This is a genomic window from Bradyrhizobium sp. USDA 4473 (assembly GCF_054063335.1).
On sequence record NZ_JBSSGE010000001.1, the window covers coordinates 2302610 to 2325745 of the forward strand.

The following is a 23136-nucleotide window of genomic DNA, read 5'->3' on the forward strand; positions in this document are numbered from 1 at the left end:
CGCCCAACGGTAATTTGCTGAAGAACTATTCCCCTTGGCACAGGCATTGCATACGCTTGCCCAAGAAATAATCACCAAAACGTCACCAGACTTCGAAGGGGTTGCTGAGATGCGTAACAAGAAGACCAATGCGACGGCATTCATGCTGGCGCTCGCGATTGCGACCGGCGTGCCGGCGATCGCCGGCGCCGAGACCGTGCTGCGCATTGGCATGACGGCTGCCGACATTCCGCGCACGCTCGGTCAGCCCGACCAGGGTTTTGAGGGCAATCGCTTCACTGGACTGACGATGTACGACGCGCTGACGATGTGGGACCTGTCCTCGTCGGACAAGGCGAGCGCGCTGATCCCGGGCCTCGCCACCGAGTGGAAGGTCGACGATGCCGACAAGACCAAGTGGATCTTCAAGCTGCGTCCCGGCGTCGTCTTTCACGACGGCTCGCCGTTCAACGCCGATGCCGTGGTCTGGAATGTCGACAAGGTTCTGAAGCAGGACGCGCCGCAATTCGATCCGAGCCAGGTCGGTGTCACCGCCTCGCGGATGCCGACTTTGGTCTCGGCGCGCAAGATCGACGACATGACGGTGGAGCTGACCACCAAGGAGCCCGACAGCTTCCTGCCGATCAACCTCACCAATTTGTTCATGGCGAGCCCGGCCAAGTGGCAGCAATTCTACGACAAGGCCGAAGGCGCCGACGCCAAGGCGAAATCGCAGGCCGCATGGGCTGCGTTCGCCAAGGACGCGTCGGGCACCGGGCCCTGGAATATGTCGAGCTTCACCCCGCGCGAGCGGCTCGAGCTGGTGAAGAACGAGAACTACTGGGACAAGGCGCGCGTGCCGAAGACCGACAAGATGGTGCTGTTGCCGATGCCGGAGGCCAACGCCCGCACCGCGGCGCTGCTGTCCGGGCAGGTCAACTGGATCGAAGCGCCGGCACCGGATGCGTTGCCCGAGATCAAGCAGCGCGGCTTCAATCTCTATTCCAACGAGGAGCCGCATGTCTGGCCCTGGCAGTTCTCGCGCGTCGAGGGCTCGCCGTGGAACGACATCCGCGTCCGCAAGGCCGCCAATCTCTGCGTCGATCGCGAAGGGCTGCGCGATGGCCTGCTCGCCGGCCTGATGGTGCCGGCGACCGGCACCTTCGAGCCCGGCCATCCCTGGCGCGGCAACCCGACGTTCCAGATCAAGTACGACAAGCCGGCCGCGCAGAAGCTGATGCAGGAGGCGGGCTTCGGTCCGAACAAGAAGCTCACCGTCAAGATCCAGACCTCGGCGTCCGGCTCCGGCCAGATGCTGCCGCTGCCGATGAACGAGTATCTGCAGCAGGCTTTGGCCGAGTGCTATTTCGATGTGCAGCTCGATGTCATCGAGTGGAATACGCTGTTCACCAACTGGCGGCGCGGCGCCAAGGATCCGTCGGCCAACGGATCGAATGCGACCAACGTCACCTATGCGGCGATGGATCCGTTCTTCGCGCTGGTGCGCTTCCTGCAATCGGGCATGGCGCCGCCGGTCTCGAACAATTGGGGCTTCATCAACAATCCGAAGTTCGACGAGCTGGTGAAGAAGGCCCGCCAGACCTTCGATCCCGCGGCCCGCGATGCCGCGCTCGCCGAACTGCACGCCGCCTCGGTCGATGACGCCGCGTTCCTCTACGTCGCGCACGACGTCGCGCCGCGCGCGATGAGCCCGAAGGTCAAGGGCTTCGTGCAGCCGAAGAGCTGGTTCGTCGACTTCTCGCCGGTGTCGGTCGCGCCGTGAGATAGTTGGTGGCTTGCTCGGTGCACCCTCTCCCCTTGTGGGAGAGGGTGGCTTCGCTGAAAGCGAAGCCGGGTGAGGGGTTGCCTCCGCGGGCGATCGTCCTTGCTGTGAAATGACTGTCGCCGCGGATCGAACCCCTCATCCGGCGCGCTCCGCGCGCCACCTTCTCCCACAAGGGGAGAAGGGAAGAAGCGAGTGAACTCGTGTTCGCCTATACGTCCAGACGAATCGTCTACGTCATTCCGATCGTGCTCAGCGTTGCGCTGGTGTGCTTCCTGCTGGTGCACATCACGCCCGGCGATCCCCTGGTCGCGGTGCTGCCGGCCGATGCCTCGCAGGAGCTCGCCGCGCAATTGCGCTCGGCTTACGGCTTCGATCGTCCGCTGCCGGTGCAGTTCGGCCTGTGGCTGTGGCGCGCCATCCATGGCGATCTCGGCAATTCGATCGCAACCGGGCGTCCGGTCCTGAGCGAGGTGATGCGCGCGGTCGGCAACACCGTGATGCTGGCGATCGCGGCTGCGATGATCGGCTTCACGCTCGGCCTGCTGTTCGGCCTGATCGCCGGCTACTTCCGCGACACCTGGGTCGACAAGGTCGCGACCTCCTTTGCGATCGCCGGCGTGTCGCTGCCGCATTACTGGCTCGGCATGGTACTGGTCATCATCTTCTCGGTGCAGCTCAACTGGCTGCCCGCGGTCGGTGCAGGTCCCGGCGGCTCCAGCGCCTGGGCGTGGGACTGGGAGCATCTGCGCTATCTGGTGCTGCCGGCGATCACCACCTCGGTGATTCCGATGGGCATCATCACCCGCACGGTGCGCGCGCTGACCGGCGACATCCTGAGTCAGGATTTCGTCGAGGCGCTGCGCGCCAAGGGTCTGCGCGAGACCGAAGTGTTCCGTCATGTGATCAAGAACGCGGCGCCGACGGCACTCGCGGTGATGGGCCTGCAACTCGGTTACATGCTCGGCGGCTCGATCCTGATCGAGACGGTGTTCTCCTGGCCGGGTTCGGGGCTGCTGTTGAACTCCGCGATCTTCCAGCGCGATCTGCCGCTGTTGCAGGGCACCATCCTGGTGCTGGCGCTGTTCTTCGTGCTGCTCAATCTCCTGGTCGACATCGCGCAGGCCGCGATCGATCCGCGCATCAAGCGGAGTTAGAGCATGATCCGGAAAAGTGGAGACCGGTTTATGCTCCAACAAAGAGTCTTCGCATGAGTGCGTTGTCAGATACCGTATTGCAGGCTGCGCCGGCGAGCAAGGCGCGCGGCTATTGGGCGACGGTCGGCCGCCGCATCCGGCGCGACAAGGTCAGCATGGCCTGCGCCTTCATCCTGGTGCTGATCTTCGCCTCGGCGCTGCTGGCACCGTGGCTGCATCTTGCCGATCCCTACCAGGGCTCGATGATCCGCCGCCTCCGCCATATCGGCACGCCGGGCTTCCCGCTCGGCACCGACGAGCTCGGCCGCGACATGCTGGCGCGGCTGATCTATGGCGGACGGCTGTCTCTCGTCATCGGCATCCTGCCGGTGATTTTCGCCTTCGTGATCGGCACTTCGCTCGGCCTCGTCGCCGGCTATGTCGGCGGCAAGCTCAACACCGCGATCATGCGCACCGTCGACGTGTTCTACGCCTTCCCATCGGTGCTGCTGGCGATCGCGATCTCGGGTGCGCTCGGCGCCGGCATCACCAATTCGATCGTGTCGCTCACCATCGTGTTCGTGCCGCAGATCACCCGCGTCGCCGAAAGCGTCACCACCGGCGTGCGCAACATGGATTTCGTCGAGGCCGCGCGCGCGTCCGGCGCCGGTCCCTTCACCATCATGCGCGTGCACATGCTCGGCAATGTGCTCGGCCCGATCTTCGTCTATGCCACGGGCCTGATCTCGGTGTCGATGATCCTGGCCGCCGGTCTCTCGTTCCTCGGACTGGGCACAAAACCGCCGGAGCCGGAATGGGGCCTGATGCTGAACACGCTGCGCACCGCGATCTATGTCAATCCGTGGGTCGCGGCGCTGCCGGGCGCGATGATCTTCGCGGTCTCGATCTGCTTCAACCTGCTCAGCGACGGCATGCGCAGCGCCATGGACATCAGGAACTAGTGCGATGACCGAAGCCAAACTCCCGGCGGACATGCTGGAGCCGGTCGCCGATGTCGGCGGTGCCGCGCAGCCGTTGTTGCAGGTCACCGGCCTGACCAAGCATTTCCCGGTGCGCGGCACCCTGTTCAGCCCGCGCAAGACGGTACGGGCGGTCGACGACGTGACCTTCGCGGTCATGAAGGGCGAGACCGTCGGCATCGTCGGCGAATCCGGCTGCGGAAAGTCGACCACGGCGCGGCTGTTGATGCATCTGATGACGCGCGATGCCGGCGACATCATCTATGACGGAAGGCAGGTCGGCCCGGCGCTCTCGCTGCGCGATCTCAGGCGCGGCGTGCAGATGGTGTTCCAGGACAGCTACGCCTCGCTCAATCCGCGCCTCACCATCGAGGAATCGATCGCCTTCGGACCGAAGGTCCACGGCATGGCCGACGACACCGCGCGGACCTTGGCGCGCGAGCTGCTCGGCAAGGTCGGTTTAAGACCGGAGATCTTCGCCAACCGCTATCCGCACGAGGTCTCCGGCGGCCAGCGCCAGCGCGTCAACATCGCTCGCGCGCTCGCGTTGTCGCCGCGGCTGGTGATCCTCGACGAGGCGGTGTCTGCGCTCGACAAATCGGTCGAGGCGCAAGTGCTCAATCTGCTCGCCGACCTCAAGCGCGAATTCGGCCTGACCTACCTCTTCATCAGCCATGATCTCAACGTCGTGCGCTACATCTCCGACCGCGTACTGGTGATGTATCTCGGCGAGGTCGTCGAACTCGGCCCGGTCGATGCGGTGTGGGACGCGCCGGCGCATCCCTATACCCGCGCGCTGCTGGCGGCGATGCCGTCATCCGATCCCGACAAGCGCACCGAGGTGCCGCCGATCTCGGGCGATCCACCCAATCCGATCGATCCGCCGTCGGGCTGCCGGTTTCACACCCGTTGCCCGTTTGCGGAGCCGCTCTGCGCAAACGTCACGCCAAAACTCAGCGATCTCGATACAATCGGCCATCAAGCGGCGTGCTACATGGCCATTCCCGGCTCGGGGCACAGCCGCGCGCCGGCAAAAGCAAAAGGAGAAAATGCGGCATGACAAGACCCACTCCAAAGGACGTCAAGGTGATCGCGCAGGTCGCCGATGTGCCTGCTGACGACGAGGTCGCAACCCGTATCGCCAATTCGATCGGACCGGCCTTCGACGGCTTTGCACCGATCGCCGGCACGCTGCCGTTCGATCTCGAACCCGCGAGCTTCCTGCTGGCGCAGATCGCAAAGGTGTCGAAATGAGCTCCGATCCGGCCCTGATGACGCTCACTGCGGTCGCCAAGGCGATCGCCGACAAGAAAGTCTCCTCGCATGAGGTGACCCGCGCCGTGCTGCATCGCATCGCAGAATGGCAACCGCGCCTCAACGCCTATATGGCCGTCGAATCCGAGCAGGCGCTGGCCGCCGCGACCGAAGCCGATGCCGCGCTCGCCAAGGGCGGTAGCCGCGGTCCACTGCACGGCGTGCCGCTGGCGCACAAGGACATGTATTACGAGGCCGGCAAGGTCGTGACCTGCGGCTCGCTGATCCGCCGCGACTTCATGCCGAAGACGACGTCGACGGCGTTGCAGCGGCTGAAGGATGCCGGGCCGGTCCGGCTCGGCTCGTTGCAGATGGTCGAGTTCGCCTATGGGCCGACCGGCCACAACGTGCATTACGGCCCGGTACGCAATCCCTGGAACACCGAGCACATCACCGGCGGTTCGTCGTCGGGCTCGGGCTCGGCGGTCGCCGCGCGGCTCACCTTTGCCGCGCTGGGCTCCGACACCGGCGGCTCGATTCGCATGCCGGCGCATTTCTGCGGTGTCACGGGATTGAAGACCACGGTCGGCCGCGTCAGCCGCGCCGGCGCGATGCCGTTGTCGCAGTCGCTCGACACCGTCGGCCCGCTGGCGCAGACGGCGGAGGATTGCGCGCTGCTGCTCGGCCTGATGGCCGGTGCCGACCCGGAGGATCTCACCGCGTCGACGCAGCCGGTGCCGGACTACATGGCCGCGACCAGGCAGTCGCTGAAGGGCATCAAGATCGGCGTCCCGACCGCGTTCTATGTCGACGATCTCGATCCCGAAGTGGCGCGCATCCTCGACGAGACGGTGGCCACGCTGAGGAAGGAGGGCGCCGAGATCGTCAAGGTCGAGCTGCCCGACCAGCGCCAGCTTTCTTCGGCCTCGCAACTGGTGCTCGCGGTCGAGGCCGCCGCCTTCCACAAGCGCTGGATGATCGAGCGGCCGCAGGATTACGGCGCGCAGGTCCTGATGCGGTTGCAGAACGGCCTGACCATCCCGGCGGTCACCTATCTCGAGGCGATGCGCTGGCGCGGCCCTGCGCTCGCCGCGCACAATGCGGCGGTCAATGGCGTCGATGCCGTGATCGCGCCGTCGTCGCCGGTGCCGGCGCCGACCATTGCCGAGAGCGATGTCGGCAATGGTCCGGGCGCCGACGCGGTGCTGCAGCGGCTGACGCGGTTCACCCGTCCGGTCAACTATCTCGGCCTGCCGTCGCTCTCGATTCCCTCGGGCTTCACCAAGGCGGGGTTGCCGGTCGGCATGCAGCTGATCGGCCGCTCCTTCGAGGAAGCCACATTGCTTCGGATCGGCGCGGCGTTCCAGCGCGTGACCGATTTCCACGCCAGGGTGCCAAGACTCACATGACAAAGCGGCTCGCATGACCAATCTCGTCGAGATCAACAACCTCAACATCCGCTTCACCGGCGATCGCACGGTCCATGCCGTGAACGATCTCAGCCTGTCGCTCGGCGAGGGCGAGGTGTTGGGGCTGCTCGGCGAGTCCGGCTCGGGCAAGAGCGTGACCTTGCGCGCGCTGATGCGGCTGTTGCCGCGGAAGCGCACGCAGATCTCCGGCAGCGTCAAGGTGCTGGGCCGGGAGGTGCTGGCGATGGACGATGAGGCGCTGTCCGCGTTCCGCGGCCAGACCGTCTCGATGATCTTCCAGGAGCCGGCGCTGGCGCTCGATCCGGTCTACAGCATCGGCCGCCAGATCGCGGAGACGGTGATGCGCCACGAGGGCAAGAGCGAGCGCGAGGCGACCGCGCGTGCGCTCGAGATGCTTGAAGTGGTGCGGATCCCCTCCGCCAAGCGTCGGCTGGAGTCCTATCCGCACGAGATGTCGGGCGGCATGCGCCAGCGTGCGATGATCGCGCTGGCGCTGGCCTGCAAGCCGAAGATCCTGCTCGCGGACGAGCCGACCACCGCGCTCGATGCCACCGTGCAGATCCAGATCCTGCTGCTGCTGCGCGAGTTGCAGCGCGAGTTCGGCATGTCGGTCATTTTCGTCACCCACGACATCGGCGTCGCCATCGAGATCTGCGACCGGGTCGCGGTGATGTATGCCGGCCAGATCGTGGAGCAGGGCGCGCTGCGCGACATCGTCCGCACGCCGGTGCACCCTTATGCGAAGGGGCTGCTGGCCTCGACCATTCACGGCGCGATGCGCGGCCAGCGGCTGGAGACCATTCCGGGCACGCCGCCCTCGCTCGACCACGCACCGGCCAGCTGCTCCTTTGCCCCGCGCTGCAAGTTCGCCGAGCCGCATTGCAGCGAAAGCCTGCCGCCGAACGTGCAGGTCGCACCCGGCCATCAGGCGCGCTGCGTCCTGGCAGAGCCGGTGCCCGCCACGGTCTAGCTCGCGCGCGCGACCGCGTCGGCGATCCAGCGCCGCACCGCTGATATCCGGCGGTCGCGGGCCTGCTCGGTGCGGGAGACCAGATAGATCGTCTCGCTGTGCGCGGGCTCGAACGCAAACGGCGCCACCAGCCGCTTGCCGAAGCCCGGCCGCGCCTTGATCAAGGGCGCCATGGCGAGCGCCACGCCGAGCCCGTGTTCGGCGGCCTCCAGCATCGCCGGCACGCTGTCGAGCCAGAGATGCCCACGCGGCGCGAGGTGCGGCTGCCCGGCCTCCTTCAGCCAGGCCGGCCACGCCCGCGGCTGCGTGGTGACATGGATCAGCACCTCGCGCGACAGGTCCGCCGGGGTCCGAAGCCCTGCCTTGACCAGCGCCGGCGCGCAGACCGGCAATCCCTTGACCTCAACCAGCGGCTCGACCTTCAGCCCGGCGGCATGTTCCCGCCCGTAGCGGATCGCGACATCGACGCGCGAGCCGTTGAAGTCGGCATATTGATGCGTGGCCTCGATCCGCAGCGTCAGTTGCGGATGACGCCGTTTGAACTCGGGCAGCGCCGGCAGCAGCACGGCGCTGGTGAAGAACGGCAGCGAGCTGATCCAGAGCTCGCCGCCGGCCTCGCCGCGCTGCCGCATCATCTCGCGGCTCGCCTCCTGCAGCGTCGCCAGCGCTGCCGACACCTTTGCGAGATAGCGTTCGCCGTCCTCGGTCAGGCGCACCGAGCGCGCACCGCGGACGAACAGCCTGGTGCCGAACTGTTGCTCCAGCCCGCGGATCTGGTGGCTGATCGCGGACGGGCTCAGCGACAGGTCGCGCGCGGCGCGGCGGAAGCTGAGCTGCGTCGCCGCGCGCTCGAAGGCGAGCAGCGCCGTCAGCGGCGGGATCGCTCGCGGGTCGGGCGCATCCAACGGGTGAATCCTGCTCACCTCAGGTGACGAATGGCCTTTTGTCATGGCGGCTATTCTTGGATCAGATTGCCCGAACGCTCAATCCTGCTCATCCGTGAGACCGTCCGCCTTGGCCATCTTCGAACCGACAGCCACGCCCCATCACTGGAAACCCGCGGCGCTGGCGGCGGGGCCGTTCGCCGGCTTGCAGGGCGGTGCGGTCGCAAGCCTGCTGACCGGCGAAATCGAGGCCATGGCCGGCGCGCGCGACTGGGGCACCGCGATTTCGGCTTCCGCCTGGTTCCTGCGGCCGACGCCGATGGCGGAATTGCGCACGCAAATCTCCGTCGTGACCGAAGGCGGCCGGGTCAGCGTCGTCGACAACACGCTCTGGCCGGCGGGCGAGCAGCAGCCCTGTGCGACGGTGCGGGTGACGCTGTCGCGCGAGCGCGCGGTCGAGATCCCCGGCTTTCACGAAGCAGTAGCCGAACCCGTGGATCCCACCCGCTGTTTCCGCTGCGCAGTCCGCACGCAGTGAATGGCCGCAGCTGGTTCATGGACGCGATGGAGGCCCGCGCCGGCGACGATGTCGCCTGGTTTCGGATGCATCACAGCGTGATCCCGGACGCCGGTCCGCTGGCGCGGGTGCTCGGTCCGGCCGACTGGACCCACGGCATCGCGCGCCCGGTGCAGAACGTGGTGGCCGACCCCAACCCGAACCTCGCGGTGCAGTTGTTCAGGCCGCCGCGGGGCGCCTGGATCGGGGTTCGCGCCGAGGCGCGCTGGCGGGCGGAGGCCGGGCTTGGCGTCGGCAGCGGGGTGCTGCTCGATGTCGACGGCGAGATCGGCCGGGTCTCGATGTCGGTCATTCTCGTGCCCTTTCCGAGAAGCGCGCCGGCACCCGCGCCGGGTTCCGCGGCCGGTTAACCCTAATTATTCCGTCAATTGTCTGTGGGATCACAAAAATAGGGCGCGAGCCGTGCTCTGGTCGGCGCGACTGAAATGGACGATGATCGCAAACGTCTGTACAACGTGGTGATCACGTAACTCTTTTGTTTTGCAGAGATCAGTTTCTATGGCAGCCGCGCCCGCTGTCCGGCGTTCCGAACTGGCTGAGGCGCTGCGCGCTTGCCGCAGTGCCTTCATCGGCGTCGGCCTCATCAGTTGCATGATCAACCTGCTGTACCTGACCGGTTCGATGTTCATGCTGCAGGTCTACGACCGGGTGCTGCCGAGCCGCAGCGTACCGACCCTGGTCGGCCTCGTGGTGATCGCCGCGGTGCTCTACATGGCGCAGGGCGTGCTCGATTTGCTGCGTGGACGAATCCTCGGCCGGGTCGGCACCTCGCTCGACGAGGCGCTCAATGCGCGGGTGTTCGACACCATCGTGCGGCTGCCGCTGACGGCCGGCAATCGCAGCGAGGGCCTGCAGCCGCTGCGCGACCTCGACAATGTGCGCTCCTTCCTCGGCAGCATGGGCCCCGGCGCGTTCTTCGATCTGCCCTGGCTGCCGTTCTACATGGCGATCTGCTTCGCGTTCCATTGGCTGCTCGGCGTCACCGCGCTGATCGGTGCCGTCATCCTGGTGACCCTGACGCTGATCACCGAATACCTGTCGCGCCGGCCGGCCAAGGAGGCGATGTCGCTTGCGGCGCGCCGCAACGATCTTGCCGCGTCCAGCCGCCGCAACGCCGAAGTGCTGGTGGCGATGGGCATGGCCGGGCGCATGAACAAGCGCTGGAACGAGGCCAACGAGGAATATCTGTCCGGCAACCAGCATGCGAGCGACGTCACCGGCGGGCTCGGTGCGGTCGCCAAGGTGCTGCGCATGATGCTGCAATCCGCGGTGCTGGCGGTCGGTGCCTGGCTCGTGATCCACCAGGAGGCCACCGGCGGCATCATCATCGCCGGCTCGATCCTGAGTGCGCGGGCGCTGGCGCCGGTCGATCTCGCGATTGCGCATTGGAAGAGCTTCGTCGCCGCGCGGCAGAGCTGGCAGCGCCTCAACCGCCTGCTGGAGCAGATTCCGGCGCGGCCGCAGCAGACCTTGCTGCAGGCGCCGGAGAAGAAGCTCGCGGTCGAGGCCGTGACCATGGTCGCGCCGGGCGACCAGCGCGTCATCGTGCAGGACGTCAGCTTCACGGTCGAAGCCGGCAGCGGCGTCGGCGTGATCGGTCCGAGCGGCTCGGGCAAGTCGTCGCTGATCCGGGCGCTGGTCGGCGTCTGGGTGCCGGCGCGCGGCAAGGTGCGGCTCGACGGCGCCGCACTCGATCAATGGTCGTCGGACGAGCTCGGGCGCCATATCGGCTATCTGCCGCAGGACGTCGAATTGTTCGCCGGCACGGTCGCGCAGAACATCTGCCGGTTCGATCCCGACGCCAAATCCGACGGCATCATCGCGGCGGCCAAGGAAGCTGGCGTGCACGAGATGATCATCAAGATGCGCGAGGGCTACGACACCCAGGTCGGCGAGCAGGGCAGCGCGCTCTCGGCCGGCCAGGCGCAGCGCGTCGCGCTGGCGCGCGCGCTCTACGGCGATCCGTTCCTGATCGTGCTGGATGAGCCGAATTCCAACCTCGACAGCGAAGGCGACGAGGCGCTGACCCGTGCAGTGCGCGCCGCCCGCGAGCGCGGCGCTGTTGTCATCGTGGTCGCGCACCGGCCGATCGGGATCGAGGGCGTCGACCAGCTGCTGGTGCTGAAGGACGGCCGCATGCAGACTTTCGGTCCGAAGGAGACGGTGCTGGCGCAGGTGCTGCAACGGGTCGCGCCGCCGGTGCCGCCGCCGATCAAGATCGTCGCCGATGCGGGAGTGGCCAAACCATGACCGATCAACCGCGCAATGCACATGCCTCGATCAGGAAGCACCTCATCGTCGGCCTCGTCGTGATCCTCGTTCTCGGCGGTGGCGTCGGCGGCTGGGCCGCGACGGTGCCGATCTCCGGGGCGCTGATCGCGCCGGGCTCGGTGGTGGTCGAATCCAATGTCAAGAAGGTGCAGCATCCGACCGGCGGCGTGGTCGGCGAAGTGCGGGTGCGTGATGGCGACGTGGTCAAGGCGGGCGATATCGTCGTGCGCCTCGACGAGACCGTCGTGAAGGCGAGCCTTGCGATCGTGGTCAAGACGCTCAACGGGCTTTACGCGCGCGCCGCAAGACTCGAAGCCGAGCAGCAGGGCCGTGACAAGATCGCCTTCCCGCCGCAGCTCGTGGAGCAGGCCAACGATCCCGACGTCCGCGACATCATGGCGAGCGAAACCAAGCTGTTCGAAGTGCGCGTCAACGGCCGCACCGGCCAGAAGGCGCAGCTGCGCGAGCGCGTCACCCAGCTCAACGAGGAAATCTCTGGCCTGCAGGCGCAGGAGACCGCCAAGGACAAGGAGATCGCGCTGGTGCAGCAGGAGCTGGTCGGCGTCCGCCAGCTCTACGAGCAGCATCTGGTGCAGCTCACCCGCCTGACCACGCTCGAGCGTGACGCGGCGCGGCTCTCCGGCGAGCGCGCGCAGTACATCGCCTCGCGCGCCCAAGCCAGGGGCAAGATCACCGAGACCGAGCTGCAGATCATCCAGGTCGACAAGGACATGCTCTCCGAGGTCTCAAAGGACCTGCGCGAGACCAACGACAAGATCGGCGAGTTCGTCGAGCGCAAGGTCACGGCCGAGGACCAGCTTCGCCGCATCGATATCCGCGCGCCGCAGGACGGCGTGGTGCTGCAATCGACGGTGCACACCGTCGGCGGCGTCATCACCGCGGGCGATGCGATCATGATGATCGTGCCCAAGGCCGACGATTTGTCGGTCGAGGCCAAGGTCAATCCGCAGGATATCGACAAGCTGCAGGTCGGGCAGAAGACGGTGCTGCGGCTCTCCGCCTTCAACCAGCGCACTACGCCCGAGCTGAACGGCGTCGTCACCCGCGTCTCCGCCGACGTCAACACCGACCAGCGCACCGGGCAGAGCTACTACACCATCCGCGTCTCGATGCCGCCGGAAGAGGTCGCGCGCCTCGGCAGCGAGGTGAAGATCATCCCGGGCATGCCGGTGGAAGCTTTCGTCCAGACCGGCGACCGAACCATGATGTCGTATTTGATGAAGCCCCTGCACGATCAGTTCATGCGCTCGTTCCGCGAGAAGTAGGATTCCTCACGCGAGATGATTGACCCGTCATCCTGAGGTGCGAGCCTTGCGGCGCAATTGCGCCGCTCGGCGAGCCTCGAAGGATGCACGGCTCCGCTGGTGGCCGTCGATCCTTCGAGACGCGCTGCGCGCTCCTCAGAGGGTGTGATTTTTTTGGGGTTTCAGCGAGCATTATAGCCGAAAGCCGGCGCGGTGTGATTCTCTGGCGATGATGGATTCGCGGGAGGTGATGTTGGCTGCCGATGAGTTGTTTGGGGACCTGCCGGAGCAGGCGAAGCCACCAGCCGAAGCGGGCTTGCCCGGCGCTCCGCGGCTGCGTGAGCCCCAGCGCGACCAGATTGCGCTGCGAGCGGTTGATATTGAGAGCCTGATTCGGGGAAGACCATCCGGTGCGGCTGATCTGGTCTTATGTCGAAGAGCTTGATCTGAGTGAGTTGGAGGACCGGATCAAGGCTCGCGGCGATCGTCCCGGTCACCCCGCGACCTCGCCCCGGCTTTTGCTGGCGCTGTGGCTCTATGCCGCCAGCGAAGGCGTTGGCAGCGCGCGGGCGTTGGAGCGGCTGTGCGAGAGCCACGATGCCTATCGCTGGCTGTGCGGCGGGGTGTCGGTGAACTATCACCTGCTGGCAGACTTCCGGGTCGGCAACGCCGATCTGCTTGACCGACTGCTCAGTGAGCATCTGGCAGCGTTGGCAAAGGCCGGTCTCGTCGATCTGGAGACCTTGGCGCAGGATGGCATGCGGGTCCGGGCCAGCGCCGGGGCCGCCTCGTTCCGGCGCGAGGCGACGCTGGATAAGCATTTGGCGCAGGCTGAGGCCGTGGTGGAAGACCTCAAGCGCGAGGTCGACACACGCTCGGACGCCAGCAATAAGCGTGCCCGGGCAGCCAAGGAGCGGGCCGCGCGGGAACGCAGCGCGCGGGTGAAGGCGGCGCAGACGGCGCTCGCCGAGATCAAGCAGCAGCGCAAGGAGCGCGAAGAAAGTCGCGGCAACGGCAAGACGCCGAAGGAGCCGCGGGCCTCCACGACGGACGCCTATGCACGGGTCATGAAGATGGCGAACGGCGGCTTCCGCCCCGCCTACAACGTGCAGGTGACGAGCGTGGCCGGCGAGCAGATCGTCGTCGACACCAGAATTTGCAACATCGGATCCGATCGCGGCCTGATGCGCCCCATGCTGGAGCGGCAGCGTGCGCGGCCCGGAGGGTTGCCCAAGGACCATCTCGTCGATGGCGGCTTTGGCAGTGCCGAGGACATCGAATGGGCCTATGCCGAGGGCATCGATATCTTTTGTCCGCCCACTCAATCCAAGCACGGTACCGATCCCTATCTACCGCGGCGCGGCGACGGTCCGGGGGTGTTGGCCTGGCGTGCGCGAATGGCGAGCGAAGAGGGCAAGGCCCGATACAGGTCCCGGTCGATCTGCGAGTGCATCCATGCCCGCTGGCGCAATTGGGACCTGCGGCAATTGACCGTGCGCGGCATCGAAAAGGTCCGTGCCGTCGTGCTCTGGTACGCCCTCGTCAACAACATCCTGCAAGGCAACCGCCTCTCCAGAGCCTAAACAACGGGTCATCGCCGAACTCGAACTCAAACCTGCCAATTGCTGCGACGAACAGCCGCCAAAAACTCCGCAGGAGCCGAATCCGTCACAAGCTCTCAGGATGACGGGGAGAGGTCGAGCCCGTGGCGAAGATCCGTTGCCGTCGAGCGTAACGTGCGATCAGCGCTCCAGATTCTTCAACAACAGCTCCAGCGCCGCTTTCGCGAACGCCTGCATGTTCGCGGCCCGGTCGTTGTCGCCGGTCTCCAGCGTGATCACCTCTTGTTGGGGCCCAGCGACCGCCATGCAGCTGTGACCGGCGGCGTCGCCGTAGCGGTTGCCGGTCGGGCCGGCGGCGCCGGTCTCGGATAGTCCCCAGTCGGTCGAGAGGCGCGCGCGGATCTGCCGCGCCAGCAATTGTGCGTAGGGTTCCGACGAGGAGCGGAGGCCGCGCATCGCATCGTCGGAAACATCCATCAGCGCGCGCCGTGCGTCGCGGGTGTAGATCACGCCGCCGCCGAGGAAATAGGCCGATGCGCCGGGCACCGCCAGCAGCGATGCCGAGATCAGTCCGCCGGTGGACGATTCCGCGACCGCAATGGTCTGCTTGTTGGCGATCAGTTTTGCGGCGACCTGTCCGGCGATGGATGTGAGTGCGTTCATCGGCGCTCTTTCTCGTTGCTTGCCATGAAAACTGCCATGAAAATCCAGTGGGGCGTTCTGCCTTCCTAGCACACCACACAGGCCGCTGCCGAGTTGCGGAGCGACGCCCCGGCTGCTTGAATGCCGGACAACAACCAAGCGTCGCCCGGCAGATTGTCGCGAGCGCGCACGGAGGAAACTCGCGAGGAAACCTGATGACGTCGCTGATCGCGGGCGGCGTGGATTGCGATCTGCATCCCGCCGTGCCCCACCTCACCAGCCTGCTGCCATACTTGAACGACTATTGGCGCGACCAGGTGACGACGCGCGGCATGACCGATCTGATCTCGCAATCCTATCCGACCAATTCGCCGATCTCGTCGCGGCCGGACTGGCGGCCCGCGCAGGGCAAGCCGGGCTCGAGCCTTGCCGACATGCAACGCCAGGTGCTGGACCGGTTCGGCACCGCCCACGGCATCTGCAATCCGCTCTACGGCGTGCAGATGGTGTTCTCCGAGGACATGGCCGACGCCTTCTGCCGCGCGCTGAACGACTGGCTCGCCAAGGAATGGCTCGACAAGGACGAGCGCCTGCGCGGCTCGATCGTGATTCCGGTGCAGAGCATCGAGAAGGCGGTCGCCGAGATCGAGCGCTGCGCGCCGGACAAGCGCTTCGTGCAGGTGCTGATGCTGGCCATGGGCGACATGCCGCTCGGCAAGCGGCACTACTGGCCGATCTACGCCGCGGCCGAACGGCGCGGCCTGCCGATCGGCATCCATGCCGGCAGCGCCTATCACAATCCGCCGACCTCGGTCGGCTGGGGTTCCTATCACATCGAGGACTATGTCGCGCAGGCGCAGGCGTTCCAGACCCAGCTCACCAGCCTGATCGTCGAGGGCGTATTCGCGCGTCATCCGAATCTGAAGATGGTGATGCTGGAGTCCGGCTTCACCTGGCTGCCGCCGTTCCTGTGGCGGCTGCACAAATTCTGGCGCGGCGTGCGGATGGAAACGCCCTGGGTCGACCGTGCGCCGCTGGAGATTGTGCGGAGCAACATCCGCTTCTCGCTGCAGCCGGTCGATGCGCCGCCGGACGGTGACACGCTGAACCGGCTGTTCGACCATATGCAGTCGGACGAATTGATCCTATTCTCGTCAGACTATCCGCATTGGCAGTTCGATGGTGACGAGGTGCTGCCGCAGGGATTGTCGCAGGATCTGGTCCGCAAGATCATGATCGACAATCCGCATGCGACCTATCCGCGCCTCAAGGTGAGGCATGATCCCGAAAAGCGGCGTCCGGTTTTCGGATCAGATCATGCCTAATGAAAAGGAGACGACGCGATGAACGTCCAGATTCGTGAACGCCCGGAAGCGGCATCGTCAACCAGCATCAAGACCGCGATCGCCGATTGCGACATCCATCCGGCACGTGCGACCAAGGACGAGCTGTATCCTTATCTAGCCAAGCGCTGGCACGCGCATCTCGAGACCTTCGGCGTCCATGCCTATCAGGGCATGATGGAAGGCCCGCCCTATCCGAAGGCGCAGCCCAATGCGTCGCGCCGCGATGCCTATCCGCCGGAAGGCGGCCCGCAGGGCTCGTCGCTGTCCTTCATGCAGAAGCAGCATCTCGATCCCAACAATGTCGCGCTCGGCGTGCTCAACCCGCTCAACACCGGGCAGGGCCTGCGCAACCAGGATCTCGCCGGGGCGATCTGCTCGGCGATCAACGACTGGCAGATCGAGAAATGGACCAGCAAGGATTCACGGCTGAAAGGCTCGGTCGTCGTCCCCAATGAGGACGGCGTGTCGGCTGCGGCGGAAATCCGCAAGCGCGCGGGCGACACAAATTTCGTCCAGGTGCTGCTCTTGAGCCGCAATGTCGAGCCGCTCGGCCAGCGCCGTTATTGGCCGATCTACGAGGCGGCGCAGGAGGCCGGGCTGCCGATCGGCGTGCACGCCTTCGGCTTCGGCGGCAACCCGATCACCGCGTCGGGCTGGCCGAGCTATTACGTCGAGGAGATGGTCGGCCATTCGCAGTGCCAGCAGACCGCGCTGGCGAGCCTGGTGCTCGAAGGCGTGTTCGAACGTTTCCCGAAACTGAAGATGGTGATGGTCGAGGCCGGGTTCGGCTGGGCGCCGTCGCTGGCCTGGCGGCTCGACAAGGTGTTTGCGCGGCTGCACGCCGAGGTGCCGCATCTGACGCGCAAGCCGTCGGAGTACATCCGCGACCGCATCTGGTGGACCACGCAGCCGATGGAGGACCCGGAAAGCCGCGACCATCTGTTCCAGACCATCGAGTGGATCGGCTGGGACAAGCTGCTGTTCGCGACCGACTATCCGCACTGGGACTACGACGAGCCGTCGCGCGTGCTGCCGGCCGGCGTCAGCGACGCCAACCGGCAGGCGTTCTATCTCGGCAATGCCAAGCAGCTGTACGGTATCGCATGATCCGAAAACGTGGGAACCGGTTTTTCGAATCAGATCATGCGTGAGAACAACTGATGGCGCGCCATGTGATCGCCCCGGTGGATGAACTGCCGCCGGGCTCGCGAAAATTCCTCGAGATCGACGGACGGCCGATCGCGGTCTTCAACGTCAAGGGCGAGTTCTTCGGCCTGTTGAACCGCTGCCCGCATCAGGGCGCGGCGCTGTGCGAGGGGCCGCTGATCGGGCTCGCCTCGTCGTCGGACCCGGGCGAGATCGAATACACCAAGCTCGGCGAGATCCTGCGCTGTCCCTGGCACGGCTGGGAGTTCGACATCCGCACCGGCCAGTCCTATTGCGACCCGCGCCGCTTCCGGGTGCGTGCCTATCCCGTCAGCGTCGAGCCGGGCACCAATGTGGTGAAGGGTCCGTATGTCGCCGAGACCATCAAGGTCGCGGTGGAGAGCGACTACGTGGTGGTGGAGCTCTGACCACGCGTCATTCCGGGGCGTCGCGCAGCGGCGAGCCCGGAATCCATTTGACTACTTGCTCTCTGGCCCGATGGATTCCGGGTTCGTGTCATCCAAGTCGGCTGTTGGCGACTTGGACACTCAATATTTGCCGAACTCGGGTAAACCCGAGTTCGGGCGGCGCGCCCCGGAATGACGGCGGTTGGAGCTTACTCCACCATCATCTGCCGCTCCCGCGCGTAGCGCACCAGCGCGACGAAGCGGTAGATGCCGTGCACGAACTTGCCGTAGGGCATGGTGATGAACAGCGCGAACACCACGCCGAGATGCAGCGCCAGCAGCGGCCCCATCGCGGCGGTCTCGCGCCACAGCAGCAGGGCAAGGCCCGTGATGCTGGTCAGGAACAGCATCAGGATGAACGCGGTGTCCATGCCCATGGCCTGCCCGTCGACCAGCACGCGATCGCGCTTCCATTTCTCGCTCAGCAGTCCGATCGGGCCGACCACGAGCCCGATGCCGCCGAGCGTGCCGAGCACGACCGGCAGGTCCCACCACGCATAGGGCGCCTCGCGCGCCAGCAGATAGTGGTACAGCGTCGCGACGCAGGTCGCGGCGAAGCACAGCAGGAAGCCGTAGAAGGTGAGATGGTGATACAGCTTGCGGCGGTCGGTCGGATGATCGTCCTCGTTGAAGCAGCCGACGCCGCCGCCGTCGAGATAGCGCAACTCGCCGGCATCGCGCACCGCCTGCAACAGCGATGTCGTATCCGTTGTCATGCCGACCGGCTCGCCGATATCGCGCCAGAACGCGCGCACGCCCATCATGAGCGCCAGGATGGCGTAGAGCAGGGCCAAGCCGAACAGCAGCGCCATCGCGTTGTGCGGCATCAGTTCGTAGAACGCGCCGGGACCGGTGTGGATGCCGGTCAGCACGCCGCGGTCGTTGATCGCGGCGAAGCCGAATATGAAGCCGGCGACGCTGAGTGCCGCGATCAGGCTGATGACGAGGCCGTTGCGTGCAAACACGCCGGCCAAGGCGCGCGGCCAGGCATAGGCGGCATAGGATTCGGCGCGCGCCACCGCCAGCGTCTTCGGGACGTTGACATTGAATTCGTGCGGCGGCGAGAACTGGCAGTCGGTGTAGCAGGCGCCGCAGGAATGGCAGAGGTTGGCAAGATAGTTGAGGTCGCCGTCGGAGAACGCGCGGCGCATCTCCATCGCGGGAAACACCGCGCACAGGCCCTCGCAATAGCGGCAGGAATTGCAAACCGTCATCAGACGGTCGGCTTCCTGCAATGTCCTCGTCCCGTGCATCTCAGACTCTTTGTTTGACGCGTTTTCCTGACGCGAACCGGTAATCACTTCGCCGGAAAACGCTAGCCTTATCCCGTATCTCGCTACTGCTTCGTCAGTCCTTTGCCTTCCAGCCATGTCTGGATCAGGCCGGCGACCTCGGCGTTGTTCTTGTCCATCATCATCATGTGCGAATTGCCCTTGATGCCGACCTTGGGCAGGTCGACCACGTCGACGCTGCCGCCGGCGGCGCGGATGGCGTCGGCGAAGGCGCCGCCGGTCGCGCGGATCTTCGGCCAGCGCGAATCCCGCTCGATGTAATCGCCATAGACCATCAGGGTCGGGATATTCTTCAACGCGTCGACCTTGGCGGGATCGCCGACGCCGGCCGGCTCGATCGCGATCAGCGCCTTGACCTTGTCGGGGCGCGCCTGCGCGACCTTGAAGCCGAACGTGCCGGCCTGGCTGTGGAACATGATGATGCAGGGGCCGACGCGATCGATCTCGGCGATGTAGGCTGCGATCGTCGCATCATCGGTGGTGGTCCAGCGCGGCACGTTCTGCTTGACGAAGTTCTCATAGCCTTCGTTCGGGAACTGGCTGCCCGGCATCAGCTTGCGCTTGGCGGGATCCGGATCGTAGGAGTCGGGGCCGTCGCCGATGCGAAACCGCTGGAACGGGTTCGCTGTGGTGAGGAACACCGGCTCGCCCTTGAAGATGTCGGGGTATTGCGCCCAGCCGGCGCGGCCGCGCTCGACCGCGTCCGAATTGTAGACGCTCCAGCCCTTGCGCAGGAAATAGTTCAGCCAGCCTTCGCGGCCGTCCGGCGTCGTCTCATAGGTGACGCCGGTCAGGCCACCGCCATGCCACAGCAGCAGCGGATAGGCGCCTTTTTCGTTCTGCGGCAGGAAGTACTGCACGTACATCTGCTCGACCTGGTAGGTGCCGTTCGGATCGACTTTTGCAGGTACGCCGCCCGGCGTGAAGGTGACGTCCTTGACCGGCTTTCCCGTGATCTCGACGAGGCGGCCGCCGACATGGAACGAGCCCATGTCGCGCAGCGCGATCGGCTCGGCGGCTTTGCTCGTGGTCGCTGCCATCAGCGCGGCGGCTGCGGCGAACATGGCAAGACGTGACATCGGTCCTCTCCGATCGCGCAAGGCTCAATTCCGCGCATTCTTCGCCGCTTCCCGTCCGGCGACGCGGCCGAACACGCTGCCGATGGTCATGCCGATGCCGGCGGCGTAGCCCTTGCCGAGCACGTTGCCGGCCATGATCTCGCCGGCCGCGAACATGTTGGCGGATGGCTTGCCGTCCTTCATCAGTATCCGCGACTGCTTGTTCACGCGGGTGCCGAGATAGGTGAAGGTGATGCCGGGCCGCACCGGATAGGCGAGATAGGGCGGCGACTCGATCCTGCGCGCCCAATGCGTCTTGGCCGGCGTGATGCCTTCGGTGCGGCAGTCGTCGAGGACGGTGTGGTCGAAGGTGCCGGGCTGCACCGCGGCGTTGAACTCGGTGATGGTCTTTTCCAGCGCGGCTGGATCGAGCTCGAGCTTGCCGGCGAGCTCGGCGACCGTCGCGCCGGCGATCGGCGGAAACAGCGTCGGCATGAAGCTGGTCACCACGCTGGAGTCGAAGATGATGTAGGCGATCTGGTCCGGCTGGGCGGCGACCAGGCGGCCCCAGATCGCGTAGCGCTTCGGCCAGATGTCCTCGCCCTCGTCGTAGAAGCGCGCGGCATGCTTGTTGACGACGATGCCGAACACCACCGAGTCGTGGCGGGTGATGATGCCGCCGTCGAATTTCGGCGCACGGGCGTCGATCGCCACCGCATGGCATTGCGTGGGATCGCCGATCTCCTGCACGCCCTTCGCAAGCAGCATCTTGAGGATCGCGCCGCGATTATACGGCGTGCCGCGGATCAGGAAATTGTCGGCAGCCTCGCCCCAATATTCTTTCAGCCATTCGATATTGGCCTCGAAGCCGCCGGCGGCCGCGACCAGGGTCGAGGCACGCACCTCGGTCCTGCCGCCGACCGGCTGCTTCAGCTGCGCCGAGAGGAACATGCCGTGCTCGATGTTCAAGTCGATCACCTCGGCGTCGTAGAGGATGTCGACGCCGAGCTGCTCGGCGGTGCGATAGAGCGCGTTGAGCATCGCGCGGCCGCCGCCGAGAAAGAACGAATTGGTGCGGCCGAGGCTCAGCGTGCCGCCGAGCGAGGGCTGCCAGCGAACGCCCTGCTCGACGATCCAGTTCAGGATGTCCTTGGACTCGTGGATCATGAAGCGGGCCAGTTCCTCGTCGGTCTGGCCGCCGGTCACCAGCAGCAAATCCTTCCAGAACTCCTCCTCGGTGTAGGGACCGGTGAGGATCGCGGTCGCCGCGTCATGGGCGCAGCGCATGTTGCGGGTGTGACGGGTATTGCCGCCGCGGTAGAATTTCGGGGCGCCTTCCAGCACCAGCACCGAGGCGCCGGCGCGCCGCGCGCTGATCGCAGCGCAAAGCGCGGCGTTGCCGCCGCCGATCACCAGCACGTCGAACCTGCGCGTCAGATCAACCATGCGCTCTTGTTATCGTCGTTGGCATGGAAAGCAACAGGGGCAGGCGAATGAGCATGATCCGGAAAAGTGTGTAGCGGTTTTCCGATAGATCATGCTCAAATCGGGAGTCCTGCCCCGATTGCATGCGTGATATCAGGCCGCGACGGTCTCGCGCTGCTCGATGGTCTGGCCGCCGCGATAGACGATCAGCGCGGCGACGATGCCGAGCAGCGCGGCGCACATCAGCCAGTAGCCGGGCGAGGCCTTGTCACCGGTCTGCTGGATCAGCCAGGTCGAGGCGAACGGCGTGAAGGTGCCGAACAGGCCGGCCGCCAGTGCAAAAGCCAGCGAGAAGCAGGTGGTGCGGACATGGGCCGGCACGATCTCGACCAGCGCGCCGAGCATGGTGCCGCTGTAGACGCCGAAATAGAACGAGAACATCATCTCGACCGCCAGCATCTTGCCGAAGGTCGGTTCCGTCACCAGCCAGTGCAGCGCCGGATAGGCCGTCACCAGCGACAGGCAAGCGATCGCCAGCAGCACCGGCTTGCGGCCGAGCCGGTCGGACAGCGCGCCGCCGACCGGATTCCAGATGAAATTGGTCACCGCCACCAGCAGCGTCACCAGCAGCGCGTCCTGGGTCGAGAGCTTCAGCACGGCCTTGCCGAAGGTCGGCGTGTACACCGTGACGAAGTAGAAGGTGGTGGTGGTCAGCACCGCGATCATCATGCCGAGGATGACGATGCGCCAGTTGGCGACCGCCGAGGCAAAAACCTCGCTTGCGGTCGGATGCTTCTTCATCGCCAGGAATGCCGGAGTTTCTTCCAGCGTACGGCGCAGGAAGAAGATCACCGGGATGATCAGGCAGCCGACGAAGAACGGAATCCGCCAGCCCCAGGCCGCAACGGTTGCGGCCGGCATGCTCTCACTCAGGATGTAGCCGAGGATCGAAGCGACGAAGATCGCGACCTGCTGGCTCGCCGACTGGAATGAGGTATAGAAGCCGCGATTGCCGGGCGTGGCGATCTCAGCGAGGTAGACCGAGACGCCGCCGAGCTCGACGCCGGCGGAAAAGCCCTGCAGCAGGCGGGCGATCAGCACGATGATCGGTGCGGCGATGCCGATCGACGCATAGGTCGGGCAGATCGCGATCACCACGGTGCCGACCGCCATGATTGCGAGCGTCACGATCAGGCCCTGGCGGCGGCCGATGCGGTCGATATAGGCGCCAAGCACGATCGCCCCGACCGGGCGCATCAGCGCGCCGAGCCAGAACACGCCGAAGGCGTTGAGCAGCGCGGCGGTCTCGTTCTCGGAGGGGAAGAACGCCTTGGCGATCAGGGGCGCATAGAAGCCAAACAGGAAGAAATCGAACTGCTCGAGGAAATTGCCGCTGGTCGCACGCAGGATGGCGCCGAGGCGCGATTTGATTTGCGGGACTTGCGATGAGCTCGACTGCGACATAACGGCCTTTCCTCCCCGTGGCAAAACGGCCGGCGTAAATTGCCACGCCGGCCAAGGCAGTTAACTGCCATATGCGGCAATTTGGCACGGCCGTCCGGCGCGACCAACCCGAAATCGTGCCGCTGCTATCGGAAAAAAGCCGTAGGCGAGAGCGGTTTCGGGCGAAGCGGACGCCGGTTCGCGTGAAGAAAACGTGTCAAAACAA

20 protein-coding genes and 1 pseudogene are annotated in these 23136 nt (G+C 65.8%); 15 read left to right on the forward strand and 6 right to left on the reverse strand.

The genetic code is table 11. From position 1 onward, the window contains the following. The first annotated feature begins 142 nt into the window (after window positions 1-142). From ACVW17_RS10710 to ACVW17_RS10740, 7 genes are all read left to right on the forward strand, one after another. The gene (locus ACVW17_RS10710; protein ID WP_456756395.1) at window positions 143-1762 is read left to right on the forward strand and encodes an ABC transporter substrate-binding protein; all 1620 of its coding nucleotides are present in this window, start codon (window positions 143-145) and stop codon (window positions 1760-1762) included. Window positions 1763-1965: 203 nt separating this feature from the next. Further along, window positions 1966-2919, forward strand: coding sequence for an ABC transporter permease (locus ACVW17_RS10715; protein WP_456751855.1), 954 nt, complete (start codon window positions 1966-1968; stop codon window positions 2917-2919). A gap of 53 nt (window positions 2920-2972) precedes the next feature. Continuing rightward, window positions 2973-3860, forward strand: a complete 888-nt coding sequence (locus ACVW17_RS10720; protein ID WP_456751856.1) for an ABC transporter permease — start codon at window positions 2973-2975, stop codon at window positions 3858-3860. A gap of 4 nt (window positions 3861-3864) precedes the next feature. Then, on the forward strand, window positions 3865-4938 hold the full coding sequence (locus ACVW17_RS10725) for an ABC transporter ATP-binding protein (RefSeq protein ID WP_456751857.1): 1074 nt from the start codon (window positions 3865-3867) through the stop codon (window positions 4936-4938). Further along, complete coding sequence (locus ACVW17_RS10730) at window positions 4935-5132, forward strand: hypothetical protein (RefSeq protein ID WP_456751858.1); 198 nt, start codon at window positions 4935-4937, stop codon at window positions 5130-5132. Before ACVW17_RS10725 ends, ACVW17_RS10730 begins: the two co-directional genes overlap by 4 nt. Beyond that, complete coding sequence (locus tag ACVW17_RS10735; protein WP_456751859.1) at window positions 5129-6541, forward strand: amidase; 1413 nt, start codon at window positions 5129-5131, stop codon at window positions 6539-6541. Before ACVW17_RS10730 ends, ACVW17_RS10735 begins: the two co-directional genes overlap by 4 nt. Window positions 6542-6554: 13 nt before the next feature. After that, complete coding sequence (locus ACVW17_RS10740; RefSeq protein WP_456751860.1) at window positions 6555-7532, forward strand: ABC transporter ATP-binding protein; 978 nt, start codon at window positions 6555-6557, stop codon at window positions 7530-7532. Here the strand turns inward: ACVW17_RS10740 and ACVW17_RS10745 are convergent. Further along, entirely contained in the window at window positions 7529-8437 is a 909-nt protein-coding gene (locus ACVW17_RS10745) for a LysR substrate-binding domain-containing protein (protein WP_456751861.1), read from the reverse strand. The genes ACVW17_RS10740 and ACVW17_RS10745 overlap by 4 nt on opposite strands. 109 nt (window positions 8438-8546) lie before the next feature. Between ACVW17_RS10745 and ACVW17_RS10750 the strand changes: the two genes are divergently transcribed. The 5 genes and pseudogenes from ACVW17_RS10750 to ACVW17_RS10770 all read left to right on the forward strand — a co-directional run bounded on the left by ACVW17_RS10750 (window position 8547) and on the right by ACVW17_RS10770 (window position 14112). Continuing rightward, window positions 8547-8954 (forward strand): acyl-CoA thioesterase domain-containing protein, encoded by a 408-nt coding sequence (locus ACVW17_RS10750; RefSeq protein ID WP_456797100.1) that lies wholly within the window; start codon window positions 8547-8549, stop codon window positions 8952-8954. A 17-nt stretch (window positions 8955-8971) separates the two neighbouring features. Continuing rightward, the gene (locus ACVW17_RS10755) at window positions 8972-9343 is read left to right on the forward strand and encodes a hypothetical protein (RefSeq protein WP_456797101.1); all 372 of its coding nucleotides are present in this window, start codon (window positions 8972-8974) and stop codon (window positions 9341-9343) included. A 148-nt stretch (window positions 9344-9491) separates the two neighbouring features. Further along, window positions 9492-11243 (forward strand): type I secretion system permease/ATPase, encoded by a 1752-nt coding sequence (locus ACVW17_RS10760; RefSeq protein ID WP_456751863.1) that lies wholly within the window; start codon window positions 9492-9494, stop codon window positions 11241-11243. Next, on the forward strand, window positions 11240-12550 hold the full coding sequence (locus ACVW17_RS10765; protein WP_456751864.1) for an HlyD family type I secretion periplasmic adaptor subunit: 1311 nt from the start codon (window positions 11240-11242) through the stop codon (window positions 12548-12550). Before ACVW17_RS10760 ends, ACVW17_RS10765 begins: the two co-directional genes overlap by 4 nt. Before the next feature lie 229 nt (window positions 12551-12779). Then, window positions 12780-14112 (forward strand): annotated as a pseudogene (locus ACVW17_RS10770) (IS1182 family transposase). Window positions 14113-14271: 159 nt separating this feature from the next. Here ACVW17_RS10770 and ACVW17_RS10775 read toward each other — a convergent pair. Next, complete coding sequence (locus ACVW17_RS10775; RefSeq protein WP_456751865.1) at window positions 14272-14754, reverse strand: CinA family protein; 483 nt, start codon at window positions 14752-14754, stop codon at window positions 14272-14274. Between the two features lie 194 nt (window positions 14755-14948). Here ACVW17_RS10775 and ACVW17_RS10780 point away from each other — a divergent pair, with 194 nt between their 5' ends. Genes ACVW17_RS10780 through ACVW17_RS10790 form a run of 3 tightly spaced genes read left to right on the forward strand, consistent with a single transcriptional unit; the run spans window position 14949 to window position 17653 of the window. Continuing rightward, the gene (locus tag ACVW17_RS10780; protein WP_456751866.1) at window positions 14949-16058 is read left to right on the forward strand and encodes an amidohydrolase family protein; all 1110 of its coding nucleotides are present in this window, start codon (window positions 14949-14951) and stop codon (window positions 16056-16058) included. A gap of 18 nt (window positions 16059-16076) precedes the next feature. Further along, window positions 16077-17186 carry an amidohydrolase family protein gene (locus tag ACVW17_RS10785; protein ID WP_456751867.1) on the forward strand — a complete coding sequence of 370 codons (1110 nt, stop codon included), beginning with the start codon at window positions 16077-16079 and terminating at the stop codon, window positions 17184-17186. A 53-nt stretch (window positions 17187-17239) separates the two neighbouring features. Then, a complete protein-coding gene (locus ACVW17_RS10790; RefSeq protein WP_194458021.1) occupies window positions 17240-17653 on the forward strand; it encodes a Rieske (2Fe-2S) protein in 414 nt (137 codons plus the stop codon). A 188-nt stretch (window positions 17654-17841) separates the two neighbouring features. On the opposite strand, the gene tcuB is transcribed toward ACVW17_RS10790, so the two are convergent. The 4 genes from tcuB to tcuC form a co-directional block, all read right to left on the reverse strand. Further along, window positions 17842-18945: a tricarballylate utilization 4Fe-4S protein TcuB gene (gene tcuB, locus ACVW17_RS10795; protein ID WP_456751868.1), complete on the reverse strand. Its 1104-nt coding sequence runs from the start codon at window positions 18943-18945 to the stop codon at window positions 17842-17844. An 83-nt stretch (window positions 18946-19028) separates the two neighbouring features. Then, window positions 19029-20063 carry an esterase gene (locus ACVW17_RS10800; RefSeq protein WP_456751869.1) on the reverse strand — a complete coding sequence of 345 codons (1035 nt, stop codon included), beginning with the start codon at window positions 20061-20063 and terminating at the stop codon, window positions 19029-19031. A gap of 24 nt (window positions 20064-20087) precedes the next feature. Then, window positions 20088-21488, reverse strand: coding sequence for an FAD-dependent tricarballylate dehydrogenase TcuA (tcuA, locus tag ACVW17_RS10805; protein ID WP_456751870.1), 1401 nt, complete (start codon window positions 21486-21488; stop codon window positions 20088-20090). Between the two features lie 132 nt (window positions 21489-21620). Then, entirely contained in the window at window positions 21621-22931 is a 1311-nt protein-coding gene (tcuC, locus tag ACVW17_RS10810) for a tricarballylate/proton symporter TcuC (protein WP_456751871.1), read from the reverse strand. Window positions 22932-23136 lie beyond the last annotated feature (205 nt).

Coding starts and splice junctions, on each gene's coding strand:
- ACVW17_RS10765 (WP_456751864.1), top strand. CDS start 11,240: ATGACCGATCAACCGCGCAATGCACATGCCTCGATCAGGAAGCACCTC.
- ACVW17_RS10735 (WP_456751859.1), top strand. CDS start 5,129: ATGAGCTCCGATCCGGCCCTGATGACGCTCACTGCGGTCGCCAAGGCG.
- ACVW17_RS10775 (WP_456751865.1), bottom strand. CDS start 14,754: ATGAACGCACTCACATCCATCGCCGGACAGGTCGCCGCAAAACTGATC.
- ACVW17_RS10780 (WP_456751866.1), top strand. CDS start 14,949: ATGACGTCGCTGATCGCGGGCGGCGTGGATTGCGATCTGCATCCCGCC.
- ACVW17_RS10710 (WP_456756395.1), top strand. CDS start 143: ATGCTGGCGCTCGCGATTGCGACCGGCGTGCCGGCGATCGCCGGCGCC.
- tcuA (WP_456751870.1), bottom strand. CDS start 21,488: ATGGTTGATCTGACGCGCAGGTTCGACGTGCTGGTGATCGGCGGCGGC.
- tcuB (WP_456751868.1), bottom strand. CDS start 18,945: ATGCACGGGACGAGGACATTGCAGGAAGCCGACCGTCTGATGACGGTT.
- tcuC (WP_456751871.1), bottom strand. CDS start 22,931: ATGTCGCAGTCGAGCTCATCGCAAGTCCCGCAAATCAAATCGCGCCTC.
- ACVW17_RS10785 (WP_456751867.1), top strand. CDS start 16,077: ATGAACGTCCAGATTCGTGAACGCCCGGAAGCGGCATCGTCAACCAGC.
- ACVW17_RS10755 (WP_456797101.1), top strand. CDS start 8,972: ATGGACGCGATGGAGGCCCGCGCCGGCGACGATGTCGCCTGGTTTCGG.
- ACVW17_RS10720 (WP_456751856.1), top strand. CDS start 2,973: ATGAGTGCGTTGTCAGATACCGTATTGCAGGCTGCGCCGGCGAGCAAG.
- ACVW17_RS10800 (WP_456751869.1), bottom strand. CDS start 20,063: ATGTCACGTCTTGCCATGTTCGCCGCAGCCGCCGCGCTGATGGCAGCG.
- ACVW17_RS10790 (WP_194458021.1), top strand. CDS start 17,240: ATGGCGCGCCATGTGATCGCCCCGGTGGATGAACTGCCGCCGGGCTCG.
- ACVW17_RS10730 (WP_456751858.1), top strand. CDS start 4,935: ATGACAAGACCCACTCCAAAGGACGTCAAGGTGATCGCGCAGGTCGCC.
- ACVW17_RS10740 (WP_456751860.1), top strand. CDS start 6,555: ATGACCAATCTCGTCGAGATCAACAACCTCAACATCCGCTTCACCGGC.
- ACVW17_RS10760 (WP_456751863.1), top strand. CDS start 9,492: ATGGCAGCCGCGCCCGCTGTCCGGCGTTCCGAACTGGCTGAGGCGCTG.
- ACVW17_RS10725 (WP_456751857.1), top strand. CDS start 3,865: ATGACCGAAGCCAAACTCCCGGCGGACATGCTGGAGCCGGTCGCCGAT.